Source organism: Sphingobium sp. KKT206, from assembly GCF_055640555.1.
Window position 1 is genome coordinate 301,968 of the sequence record NZ_CM145765.1, and the last position, 11,311, is coordinate 313,278.

At 64.7% G+C, this 11,311-nt stretch carries 11 protein-coding genes; all 11 read right to left on the reverse strand.

Annotated features, from left to right (window positions below):
* Nucleotides 1–28: 28 nt before the first annotated feature.
* The 11 genes from ACZ2HM_RS19420 to ACZ2HM_RS19470 all read right to left on the reverse strand — a co-directional run bounded on the left by ACZ2HM_RS19420 (nt 29) and on the right by ACZ2HM_RS19470 (nt 11,272).
* Nucleotides 29–187 carry a DUF2256 domain-containing protein gene (locus tag ACZ2HM_RS19420; protein ID WP_037476832.1) on the reverse strand — a complete coding sequence of 53 codons (159 nt, stop codon included), beginning with the start codon at nt 185–187 and terminating at the stop codon, nt 29–31.
* Nucleotides 188–206: 19 nt separating this feature from the next.
* Nucleotides 207–1,340, reverse strand: a complete 1,134-nt coding sequence (locus tag ACZ2HM_RS19425; protein WP_313921774.1) for an NAD(P)/FAD-dependent oxidoreductase — start codon at nt 1,338–1,340, stop codon at nt 207–209.
* Nucleotides 1,337–2,713, reverse strand: coding sequence for an FAD/NAD(P)-dependent oxidoreductase (locus ACZ2HM_RS19430; RefSeq protein WP_470427259.1), 1,377 nt, complete (start codon nt 2,711–2,713; stop codon nt 1,337–1,339). The genes ACZ2HM_RS19425 and ACZ2HM_RS19430 overlap by 4 nt, the downstream gene beginning before the upstream one ends.
* Nucleotides 2,695–3,000, reverse strand: a complete 306-nt coding sequence (locus tag ACZ2HM_RS19435) for a (2Fe-2S)-binding protein (protein WP_470427260.1) — start codon at nt 2,998–3,000, stop codon at nt 2,695–2,697. Before ACZ2HM_RS19435 ends, ACZ2HM_RS19430 begins: the two co-directional genes overlap by 19 nt.
* On the reverse strand, nt 2,997–4,805 hold the full coding sequence (locus ACZ2HM_RS19440) for an ABC transporter ATP-binding protein (RefSeq protein ID WP_470427261.1): 1,809 nt from the start codon (nt 4,803–4,805) through the stop codon (nt 2,997–2,999). The genes ACZ2HM_RS19435 and ACZ2HM_RS19440 overlap by 4 nt, the downstream gene beginning before the upstream one ends.
* A complete protein-coding gene (locus ACZ2HM_RS19445) occupies nt 4,802–5,629 on the reverse strand; it encodes an ABC transporter permease (protein WP_313921778.1) in 828 nt (275 codons plus the stop codon). The genes ACZ2HM_RS19440 and ACZ2HM_RS19445 overlap by 4 nt, the downstream gene beginning before the upstream one ends.
* A complete protein-coding gene (locus ACZ2HM_RS19450; protein WP_313921779.1) occupies nt 5,626–6,606 on the reverse strand; it encodes an ABC transporter permease in 981 nt (326 codons plus the stop codon). Before ACZ2HM_RS19450 ends, ACZ2HM_RS19445 begins: the two co-directional genes overlap by 4 nt.
* Entirely contained in the window at nt 6,606–8,150 is a 1,545-nt protein-coding gene (locus tag ACZ2HM_RS19455) for an ABC transporter substrate-binding protein (protein ID WP_313921780.1), read from the reverse strand. Before ACZ2HM_RS19455 ends, ACZ2HM_RS19450 begins: the two co-directional genes overlap by 1 nt.
* Complete coding sequence (locus ACZ2HM_RS19460; protein WP_470427262.1) at nt 8,147–9,430, reverse strand: NAD(P)/FAD-dependent oxidoreductase; 1,284 nt, start codon at nt 9,428–9,430, stop codon at nt 8,147–8,149. Before ACZ2HM_RS19460 ends, ACZ2HM_RS19455 begins: the two co-directional genes overlap by 4 nt.
* A gap of 7 nt (nt 9,431–9,437) precedes the next feature.
* The gene (locus ACZ2HM_RS19465; protein ID WP_069064131.1) at nt 9,438–10,106 is read right to left on the reverse strand and encodes a haloacid dehalogenase type II; all 669 of its coding nucleotides are present in this window, start codon (nt 10,104–10,106) and stop codon (nt 9,438–9,440) included.
* 239 nt (nt 10,107–10,345) lie between these two features.
* Complete coding sequence (locus ACZ2HM_RS19470; RefSeq protein ID WP_470427263.1) at nt 10,346–11,272, reverse strand: 2-hydroxyacid dehydrogenase; 927 nt, start codon at nt 11,270–11,272, stop codon at nt 10,346–10,348.
* Nucleotides 11,273–11,311: the final 39 nt, after the last annotated feature.

The following is an 11,311-nucleotide window of genomic DNA, read 5'->3' on the forward strand; positions in this document are numbered from 1 at the left end:
GCACGCAGGCCAGATGGCCGATCGGGCATCATCGGCTCTTGCGCCGCAAGTCGCCCTTGCACCGCTCCGAACAGGTCTTCACCTCGTCCCAATCGCGTGCCCATTTCTTGCGCCAGGCAAAGGGCCGCCCGCACGCCGCGCAGATCTTCTCCGGCAGGGTCGATTTGGTGTAGCGCTTGTCCGTCATCAGCGGACAATAGCGCAAATCAGCCCTTGGCGAAGCGGCCAATAGTGTAGGGGGCGATCGGAATGTCCGTCGCGCCCTTGGCGATGATCTCCGCCATCGTCTCGCCGACGCCCGGCCCGATCTGGAACCCGGACCCCGAAAAGCCGAACGCATAATAGAGCCCGCTCGTCGTCGCGCTTGGTCCCATGACGGGCTGGCTGTCGGGCAGATAGCCCTCAATGCCCGACCAGACACGGATGATGTTGAGCTTGCCCAGCGCCGGGGCAAGCCGCCGGATATGCTTCAGCTGGCTGACCGTATTTTGCGGCTCGACATAGGCGCGATACTGATCGGGAAAAGATGGCCCGCGCGTACTGCCGCCCAGCACGATATTGCCGCGCGCGACCTGCCGGAAATAGACCGTCTCTTCTTCCACCGGCGTCATCACGCCGACGGCGGGCAGGATGGCATAGGGCACCGGCTCGGTAACGCTCATATTGGGGCCGCGCGGGACGATCGGCACCGGCTCGCCAAATTGCGATGACAGCGCATTGCCCCAGGCGCCGGCCGTCACCAGCAATATGGGAGCCCGGAACGTCCGCCCATCTGCCGCGCTGACAACAAAATCCTCGCCGATCTTTTGTGCATCGATGATCTTGGTATGCTCATGGATCACCGCGCCCAGCCGCTCGGCCGCCCGTGCAAAGGCAGGCGCGGCGAGGCGCGGATTGGCGTGGCCATCGGTCGCGGAATAGGAACCGGCCAGCACATCGGCCCCGAAGAAGGGGAATTTGTCGCGCAGCGCATTCCCGCTGAGCAATTCCAGGTCCAGCCCTTCGGCGCGCGCCTTGTCGGCATAATCCTCCATCGACCCGACCAGTTCGGGCCGCTCGCGATAACAGACGCGGATATGCCCGGACTGGAGATATTCGACATCCGCGCCCAGCAATTCGCGCGACCGCCGCCATATATCGATGGCGCGGTTGGCCAGTGGCAATTGGTGGATCGGGCGTCCCTGCCGCCGGACATTGCCGAAATTGGTGCCGCTCGCCTGCCGTCCGATCAGGTCGGTTTCCAGCAGCGTGACCGACAGGCCATGGCCACGCAGGAACAGGGCGGCGGATGACCCCATCAGGCCGCCGCCTACGATGATGACGTCGCTGGCGGCGCTCATGCGTCCGTATCCCCGATGCTGATGTTGAGCGGTTTGACCGGTGCCTGCCCGCGCAGCCGACCAACCTGTTCGACCGGAATACCCGCCTGCCCCGCGATCAGTTCAGCCGCAGCAAGCCCGCAATAGCGCCCCTGGCAGCGCCCCATGCCGACCCGGCTGAACGCCTTGGCGCGGTTCGCTTCCCTGGCCCCCGTCTCCCGCATCACGGCGCGCAGATCACCCGCCGTCACGCCTTCGCACCGGCACAATATCGCCTCGTCGGGCAGCGCGCCCGCTTGCTCTGCGGGCCAGGGGAAGGCGGTGGCCAGCCCGCGCGCGAATTTGGCATAGGTGCCGACATCGCCGCGCAGCGACGCCATCTCGCCCTTGTCCACCGGCACCCCAAGATCGCCCAAGGCCGCAAGCGCCGTCAGCCGCCCGCTCGCCTCGGCCGATCGCGCACCCAATATCTTCGCGCCATCGCCCGCCAGATAGACGCCCGCCACGCTCGACCGCCCGTCGCCATCGCGTTCGGGCAACCATTGGCGAGTGACCGGATCGAAAGCGAACGCACAGCGCGCCAAATCCGCCAACTGGGTTTCGGGCCGCAGATGATGCCCCATCGCCACGGCATCGCACGCGATCGTCTGTTCGGCCCCATCGCCAACCCGGAAGCGGATGCCGCTGACGCCATCCTCGGCGTTGCCCAATATTTCCAACGGCTTGACGCTATTGCGGACCATCACCCCCGCGCGCTTCAACGCCAGAGTCAGCGCCACGCCATTCCACAATACCGACGGCACCGCCAGCAGGTCGGGCAAGGCCCTGATCCTTGCGCTATAGGGCGCCGTATCCAGCACCGCGACGACATCCGCCCCCGCCTGCACATATTGGCTGGCGACCAGATAGAGCAGCGGGCCCGACCCCATGAACACGACCTTATGCCCGATCGACACCGCCTGGCTCTTGAGCGCCACCTGCGCCCCGCCCAGGCTATAGCTGCCGGCAAACTGCCAGCCCTTGACCGGCATCAACCGATCCGTCGCCCCGGTGCAGAGCAGCAGCGCGTCGAAGGGTAAAGCCGATTCCATTGTCCGGGTCGCTGTCCGCACATGGCCATCGGCGATGTTCCACACCAGCGTTTCCGGGCGATAATCGATCTTGTCCTTCAGCCCGTCGAACGTCTCATGCAGCGCCTGCGCCCGTGGCGCTTCGGTGCCGTAGAGCTTGGCATAGGGCCGGGTGAAATTGTCGGGCTGGCGGCGATAAATCTGCCCGCCGTCGCGCCGTCCTTCATCCAGCACGACCGGCCGGATGCCCGCCTGCACACAGGCCTCCGCCGCGCGGGTGCCCGCTGGTCCCGCGCCGACGATGATTATGCGTGGTTCGGCCATGACGCCTCCGGCTGGCTGGTGAGGATGCGCTGGCCCGGTGCCGCCAGCGTCGAACAGGCGCGCAGGCGATCGCCGCTCTCGGTCCATACCCAGCAATCCTGGCATGCCCCCATCAGGCAGAATCCGGCGCGCTTTTCCGGCCCGAATTCGGATTGGCGCAAAGTCGCGCCCTGGCTCAGCAGCGCGACCATCAACGTGTCCCCCTCCAGCGCGGCGATTGGCGCGCCATCGACATGCAGAGTCAGGCTTGGGCGGTCGGTTTCGCCCAGGCGAACGAAACGGCTCATGACGGGATCAAACTTTCATCTCCATGATGGCATAGGATGCGGCTGCCCTTAGCCAGCGGATGGCGGGGCGGCGGGGTCGTGTTGCACAGCCCATCCACCCGCGCGGCGCAACGCGGCAGGAAACGGCACAGGTCGGGATGATCGCTCGACGCGCCAATCTGCGGCGGCGCGGCGCCGGCATGGCTTTCCTCCAGCCAGCCCGCGCGCATTTCCGGCACGGAGCCGATCAGCAGATCGGTATAGGGATGAAAGGGCGCGGTCCCGAATGCCGCGCGCGGTCCGGTCTCGACCATCGTGCCCGCATAAAGCACCAGAATGTCGTCGCAGATCGCCCGTACCGTCGAAATGTCATGGCTGATGAACATCGTCGCGATGCCGAGTTCCCGGCGCAATTCCGCCATCAGCTCCAGAATCGCCGCACCCACCACCGTATCGAGCGCCGAAGTCACTTCGTCGCACAGGATGAGTTGCGGATCAGCCGCCAGCGCCCGCGCCAGATTGATGCGCTGCTTCTGCCCGCCAGACAGGCCACCGATTGGCCGGTCGATCAGCGTCGCGGGCAGACGGATGAGGTCGAGCAGTTCCAAGACCCGCAGATGCGCGGCATTGCCTTTCAACCCGTGATAAAAGGCCAGTGGCCGTGCCAAGATGCGCCCGACGCTATGCGCCGGGTTGAGCGCCGTATCGGCATTTTGGAACACCAGCTGGACCCGGCGGAACTGCTCGCGACTGCGGCCTTTGAGGCCCGGCGGCAATGGCTCGCCATCCAGCAGCACCTGCCCGCTGGCGGGCGGCAACAGTCCGGCGATCACGCGGGCGATGGTCGATTTTCCCGACCCGCTCTCGCCGATCACGCCCAAAGTCGCGCCCCGTTCGATCGTCAGGTTGATGTCGCGCAGCACCGGAATACGCGGCCGACCCTCCTTGTCGATCTTCCCATAGCCCGCGGTCAGTCCCCTGATTTCCAGCAGCGGCGCGGCGGGCAGCTGTGCCTTTACCGGGGCCGGACGAATGGCCGGACGCGCGGCGGCCATCAGCGTCTTGGTATAGTCATCCGCAGGCGCGTGGAGGATCCGCGCTGCCGCGCCGGCTTCCTGTATCCGACCCTGGCTCAGCACGACGATCTGGTCAGCCATCTGCGCCACCACGGCCAGGTCGTGCGACACATAGATGGCGGTCGCACCGCGCTCCAGCACCACCGCCTTGAAGGCGCGCAGCACCTCGATCTGGGTCGTGACGTCTAGCGCGGTCGTCGGCTCGTCCAATATCACGAGTTCAGGATCAGTGATCAGCGCCATCGCCGCCATCAATCGCTGCAACTGCCCACCCGATAATTGGTGCGGGTAGCGCGACCCGATCGTGTCGGGGAAGGGGAGGGCGAGGCCCCGGAACAGCTCGACCGCCTTGGCCTCGGCCTCGGCGCGCGGCATCAGGCCGTGGATCAGCGCGGGCTCAATCACCTGCTCCATGATCGTGCGCGATGGGTTGAACGCCGCCGCCGCCGACTGCGCGATATAGGCGATGCGATTGCCGCGCAGCTGCGCCAATGCGCTGCGATCGAGCGTGGTGAGATCGACATCGCCCACACGAATGGAGCCACTGGCAATCCGCGCGCCGGGCCTAGCATGGCCAAGCAAGGTCAGCGCGATCGTCGTCTTGCCCGACCCCGATTCCCCGATCAGCGCCAGCACTTCGCCGCGCTTCAATGCAAAATCGATATCGCTGACGATCGGGAAAATCTCGCCCGCTGCGTTGCGCGCGGTGACGGTCAGGCCGCGCACTTCGACATGGGGAATTTCGCTCATCGGCCTTTCCCCTGTCCCGGCAGCGCATCGATCAGCAGGTTCACGCCGACGGTCAGCGTCGCAATCGCAACAGCCGGAGCCAAAATCGCCAGCGCCCCTTCGCCCAATCCCGAAATATTCTCGCGCACCAGCGACCCCAGGTCCGCGTCCGGCGGCTGCACGCCAAGCCCCAGGAACGACAGACCGGACAGCAGCAGCACGATGAACACGAAGCGCAGACCAAAGTCAGCGAGTAGCGGATGGATCATATTGGGCAATATTTCGGCGATGGCGATATGGAACCGCCCTTCGCCCCGCGCCTTGGCGACCTGCACATAATCCATCTGCGCCAGATTGACGGCCAGCGCGCGGGCGATGCGGTAATTGCCCGGCACATAGGTGAAGGCCGCGATCAGCAGCAACAGTCCCAGCGACGATCCGAACGCCGCGACCAGCACCAGCGAGAAAATCTTCGACGGGATCGAAATCAGCATGTCCATGAAACGCGACAGCGGTTCATCGACCTTCGCTCCGCCGACCGCCGCCGTCAGCGCCAGCGCGGTGCCGGTGCTGCTGGCGAGCAAAGCCGCCGCCGCCGCTAGGCCCACCGTGTAGCGCGCGCCCGACAGCAGGCGGCTCAGCACATCGCGACCGAGATAGTCGCTACCCAGCCAATGGTCCGCCGATTGCCCGTCGAACACATCATAGGCGACGAAGGCGCCGATCGGATAAGGTGCCAGCATCGGCCCGAACAGCGCGACGAGCAGCCAGAAGATGACCAGCGCCAAACCGACCTTGCCCGACAGTGGCAGGGCCTTCGCCCGTTTGAGAGCAGAAGCGATCATTGCGCGCGCAGCCTGGGATTGGCGAGGATCGCGGTGACGTCCGCGATCAGCATCAGGATGAGATAGGCGGTGCAGAAGATCATCGCGCAGGCCTGCAACAACGGCATGTCGCGGCTGGTGACGGCGTTGACCATCAGGCTGGCGAGGCCCGGATAGTTGAAGATGGTTTCCACGATCACCGCTCCGCCGAGCAGATAGGAGAGGCTGAGCGCCATGGCATTGACGATCGGGGCGATGGCGTTGGGCATGATATGTTTCAGCACGACCCGCACCGGCGCGACGCCCTTCAGCACCGCCATCTCGACATAGGGTCGGTCCATCTGGTCGATCACCGCCGCGCGCGTCATCCGCGCCATTTGCGCGACGACGATGACGCACAGCGTCAAGATCGGCATGGCGACGCCGCGCAGATAGTCGCCCCAGCCCATGTCGCTCGATGCCATCGCGATCGACGGCAACCAGCGCAGCTTCACCGAAAAGATGAGGACGGCGATCGTCGCCACCAGAAATTCGGGCACCGCGACCATCGACAGCGTGGCGATATTGAGCGCCCGGTCGATCCGTCCGCCCCGGTTCATGGCAGACCCGATGCCGATCGACAGCGCCACCGGAATGGCGACCAGAGCAGTCAGCGCCGCAAGCAGCAGGCTATTGGGCAGGCGGGTGGAAATCACCTCCGCCACCGGCATGTTGGCGACCATCGACTGGCCGGGGTCGCCGCTGACCATGCCGGTCAGCCAGCTCACATAACGGACATGGGCGGGGCGATCGAGGCCCATTTCATGGCGAAGCGCCGCGACCTGATCAGCCGTGGCGCTCTGGCCCAGCGCTTCCTGCGCGGCATCGCCGGGCAACAGTTGCGCGATAATGAAGATGGTGACCGACACCATCAGCAGCGTCAGCAACGACGACGCAAACCGCTTGCCGATCAGGATCAATGCAGCCTTCATGCCGCTTTGGGAGGAAGCGCCTGCCATCAGCCTTCCCACCACACATGTTCGGCGAATTGATAGCCCATCATGCCGCCCATCGCGATCGGGAACATGCCCTTCAACCGGCGGTCGTACCCGTCGATCAGGTTGATGAACACCGGGATGCCGACCCCGCAATAATGGTGAACCAGCCCCTGCATCTCGCCATAAAGCTGTTTACGCTTCGCCTGGTCGGCCTCGCCGCGCGCTTCCAGCAACAGCCGGTCGAAGCGCGGATTTTTCCATCCGCTCTCATTCCATGCCGCGTCGGATTTGTAGAACAGGCTGAACAGCAGGTCGGCGGTCGGGCGCGGGTTGGTGTTGCCGAAGCCCAGCGGGTGCTTCATCCAATGGGTCGACCAATAGCCATCGGCCGGCACGCGATTGACCGCGAGTTTGAGGCCAATGCGCGATCCATATTCCTGCAGGATCGACGCCATATCGACCGACCCGTCCGCCGCGGGCGAGGCATAGATAGGCAGTCGCACGCCATCCAGTCCCGACCGCTGCAAATGCCAGCGCGCCTTGTCCAGGTCGAGCACGCGCTGCGGCAGGTCGGCGCGATAATAGGGGTGGAAAGGCGGGATCGGATGGTCATTGCCGATCGTCGCATAGCCGCGATAGAGCGCGCGCTTGATCAGCGGTCGGTCGAACAGATATTTCATCGTCGCGACGAAATGCGGGTTGCCGGTCGGCAAGCGATCCTGCCGCATGATGAGGTTGGTGTGCAGCCCTGATTGCGTCTCCATCAGCGCATGACGGGGCGACGCCATGATGCGCTTGGTCGATCGTGGATTGACCGCCAGGATCAGGTGAACATCCCCCGACAGCAGCGCATTGACCCGGCTCGTCTCGTCGGGAATACCGATCAGCTCGATCTCGTCGAGATAGGGTTTGCCCGGCTTCCAGAAATTGGGGTTGCGCCGCCCAAGCGTGCGGACGCCGGGACGAAATTGCGCGCATAGATAAGGACCAGTGCCGTTGGCGGTGCGGAAATCGCTCGTCCCCGCGCGCAGGATCACGAAATGCGACTGGGCAAGGATGGCGGGCAGGTCGGCATTGGGGCCGGTCAGGCGGATCACCAAATCCTGTTTGCCGGTCGCCTTGATCTGCGCGAACTGCTCGGCGATCTGCGCCATCTTCGACCCCGTCGCCGGGTTCTTGTGCCGCAGCAACGACCAGACGACATCCTGCGCGGTCAGGTTCGCCCCGTCATGGAATGTCACGCCCTTGCGCAGGCGGATATGCCAAGTAATCTGGTCCGCGCTCTCGATCCGCTCGGCGAGGTCAGGGCGCGGGTTGAGCTGGCCGTCGAGCTGGGTCAGCCCGCTGTAAAACATGTAGTGGCGGATATAGTCGGTCGACAGGGCGCCCTTGGCCGGGTCGAGCGTATCGGCGGTCGAACTGGACAGGCTGGCAGCACGGATGCGGCCACCCCGGCGCGGGCGACCAGCCGCCAGCGCGCCATCAGGCAGCAGCAGCCCGGCACCCATGCCAAGCCCCGCGCCGATCAGGCCACGGCGAGAAAGGGGAGACAGAATGTCGGTCAACGGATCACATCCTGCCATTTATACCAAAGGCCGACCAGCGGCAGGAACCAGGGCTTGCCGAAATGGCCGGGCACACTTGGCCAGTCCAGATCAGCCCAGGGGTTCGCGTCCGGCTCGCCGCTCATCACGCGCGCCATTTGTTGCCCCATATGCGTCGCCATCTGCACGCCATGGCCGCTATAGCCCATGGCATAATAGAGTCCGTCCTGTTCGCCCGCCCGCGGCAGTCGGTCGGCGGTCAGGTCGACCATCCCGCCCCAGACATGATCGACGCCCACACCTTTCAAGGCCGGGAATAATGCGCCCATCGTCTCTTCCAGAATGCGCCCGCTTTTCAGGTCCGACCGGGGATCGCTGATCGCAAAACGCGCCCGCCCACCGAAGATCAGCCGGTTGTCGGGGGTCAGGCGGAAATAATTGCCGATATTCTTGCTGGTCACATAATTGCGCCGCCCCGGCAGCAGCCGGTCGATCGTCGCATTGTTCAGCGGTTCCGTCGCGATCACGAAGCTGCCGACCGATATGATCCGCCGCCGAAAGAAGCCGAAGGGCGCAGCGGCAGGCGCGCCGCCCGTGGCGACCAGCACCTGATCGGCGCTGATCGTCCCGCGCGCGGACGTCACCCGCCACCCGTGCGGCAGGCGATCGAGACCCGTCACTTCGGCGTGTTCATAGATGCGCGCGCCGGCCCGCACTGCCGCGTCCGCCAATCCCACACCGAAACGGGCGGGATGCAATTGCGCACTGGTCGTCTGGATCAGCGCGCCATGAAAAGTGTCCGACCCTACTTCATCCTGCACCTGCTCCGGCGGCACCAGCCGGACGTTGCTGTCCACCTCGGCCGCCAGCAGATCATGCGCCCGCACCAGCTTGTCATAATGGGCGGGTTTGGCCGCCAGCTTCACCCGGCCACAGCGATTGAAATCGCAATCGATGCCCTCTTCGCGCGCCAGCCGCTCGACCGTATCGACCGCGTCGCAATGCGCCCGATACCACGCCTTGGCAGTGTCCTTGCCGAACTTGGCGGACAAGGCGCCATAATCATGTGCCGTGCCATTATTGCACTGACCGCCATTGCGCCCGGACGCTTCGCCCACGACCCGGCCCGCCTCCAGCAGCACGACGCGCGCGCCACGCTTTGCCAGCGCCAACGCCGCCGACAGGCCGGTAAAGCCGCCGCCGATGATCGCGACGTCGGCCTTGCCTTCGACCCCACCCTCCGCGCCACCCGTAAAGGGCGGCGCGCTGGCGAGCCAGTAGGAGAGGGGGGAAGCGCGCATCAGCCGATCAAAGACCGACGACGGCGGGCAGGCAACCGATATGCGGGATTTCGACATCGCGATAGAAGGGGTTGGACGGCTCATGGCCGCGCCCCACAAACACGCGGCAGCCGAAATGCAGGTCGGTGGCGGTATTCTGGTCGTAGCGGAAGCTGGACGACACATGCATCATGTCTTCCGGGTTGGCACCCAGTTGATCGAACATATATTCGAAGGCCTGCATCCGGGGCTTATAGGCCTGCGCCATCTGCGCGGTATAGACCGCGTGGAAGGGCGCGCCCAGCATCCCGACATTATGATGGATCTGGTCGTTCATCGCGTTGGAGAGGATGACGAGCGGGATCTTGTCGCCGATCTTCGATAGGCCACCGGCCACATCGTCATGCGGACCCCAGGTCGGCACGGCGTTGTACACCGCGTCGGCATCCGCCTCATTATAGGCGACGCCCCATTTCTCGCAGGTCCGGCGCAGCGAATTGCGGATGATCTCTTGATAGGGTTCCCATGCCCCCATCACCTGGTCGAAGCGATAGGCGCCCCAATCCTTGCAGAAAGCAGGCAGCTTTTCCGCGTCGATGCGATCGGCCATGAAAGCGGTCGCCATTTCCGTCATGCGGAAACGGGTCAGCGTGCCGTAACAGTCGAAGCTGATGAATTTGGGCCGGAAATTGGGCATCGGCGGATCGTCCTTTGCATGCTTTTACAGGGGGCTGTGGCAGCCATGTGACAGGGGCATTACGACATGGCTGCACCGGAACATGAACCCCATTTCGACACGCCCCGGCGCAGATTATGGGCTTTTATCGCGCCCTATTCGGCATAGTTTGCCGTGCCTGCAAAGGCGCCGCAATTGGGCGAGGAAAAGTGCGGCCCGTTGACGAAAATGCCTGGCGGACGGCACGGAATGTCGCGCCCTCAATAGCCACGGCCTCGCGCCACTTCGCCCTCCATCGGCTGGCCCGATTTATGGCGGCGGATATTGGCGATCAGCGCGCGCGCCGCGCTGTCCGCGCGGGTCATGCTGGCGACATGGGGGGTCATGATGATGCGTGGATGCGTCCAGAAGGCATGTCCGGCGGGCAGCGGTTCCGGGTCGAACACGTCCAGCACCGCGCCTGACAAATGACCTTCGTCGAGCAGGGACAGCAGATCATGCTCCACCAGATGACCGCCCCGCCCGACATTGATCAAACTGGCCCCGGAAGGCAGGTGCGCTAGCCTATCGCGGCACAAGATGCCGCGTGTCTCCGGCGTCAGCGGCAACAGGCAGATGAGGATATCGCAATTGGACAGGAAAGCGGGCAAGGCCGCGTCCCCGGCATGGCAAGTCACCCCGTCAATATCATGGGCCGACCGGCTCCACCCCGAAAGTGCGAAACCGAATGGCGCAAGTCCCTCCAGCACGGCCTGTCCCAAATTACCGAGGCCCATCACGCCCACCCGCCGCTGCCCGGCAGGCACCAGCTTGATCGGGTTCCAGCGTCCCTCGCGCTGGGCAATGCCATGGTCGATCAGATTCCGATGCAGCGCCAGCACCGCCATCGTCACATATTCCACCATGCCTTGGCGAATGCCCGGCTCGATCATCCGCACGACCCGCACATGCGGCGGCAGGCGCGCCATGTCGAACTGGTCGATCCCCGCACCGATCGAAAACAAGACTTCCAGCGCAGGCAGGGTGGCGATCAGGTCGGCCGAGGGGTTCCAGGCGGCAAGATAGCGGATCATCGCCGGATCATGCGGGTCGCTCGGATCGACAAACGCCACGTCCGCCGCTTCGGCCGCGAAAATCGCGCGCCAGATGCGACCGCGTTCGGGATCGGATGTGTAGAGCAGGGTCATGCGGGCCATCCTTGTCCGGGCCATAAAGAAAAACCGTCG

Bases quoted from the DNA above. Each gene is read 5' to 3' on its own strand.
- ACZ2HM_RS19420 (WP_037476832.1), bottom strand. From the start codon at position 187: ATGACGGACAAGCGCTACACCAAATCGACCCTGCCGGAGAAGATCTGC.
- ACZ2HM_RS19425 (WP_313921774.1), bottom strand. From the start codon at position 1,340: ATGAGCGCCGCCAGCGACGTCATCATCGTAGGCGGCGGCCTGATGGGG.
- ACZ2HM_RS19430 (WP_470427259.1), bottom strand. From the start codon at position 2,713: ATGGCCGAACCACGCATAATCATCGTCGGCGCGGGACCAGCGGGCACC.
- ACZ2HM_RS19435 (WP_470427260.1), bottom strand. From the start codon at position 3,000: ATGAGCCGTTTCGTTCGCCTGGGCGAAACCGACCGCCCAAGCCTGACT.
- ACZ2HM_RS19440 (WP_470427261.1), bottom strand. From the start codon at position 4,805: ATGAGCGAAATTCCCCATGTCGAAGTGCGCGGCCTGACCGTCACCGCG.
- ACZ2HM_RS19445 (WP_313921778.1), bottom strand. From the start codon at position 5,629: ATGATCGCTTCTGCTCTCAAACGGGCGAAGGCCCTGCCACTGTCGGGC.
- ACZ2HM_RS19450 (WP_313921779.1), bottom strand. From the start codon at position 6,606: ATGGCAGGCGCTTCCTCCCAAAGCGGCATGAAGGCTGCATTGATCCTG.
- ACZ2HM_RS19460 (WP_470427262.1), bottom strand. From the start codon at position 9,430: ATGCGCGCTTCCCCCCTCTCCTACTGGCTCGCCAGCGCGCCGCCCTTT.
- ACZ2HM_RS19465 (WP_069064131.1), bottom strand. From the start codon at position 10,106: ATGCCCAATTTCCGGCCCAAATTCATCAGCTTCGACTGTTACGGCACG.
- ACZ2HM_RS19470 (WP_470427263.1), bottom strand. From the start codon at position 11,272: ATGACCCTGCTCTACACATCCGATCCCGAACGCGGTCGCATCTGGCGC.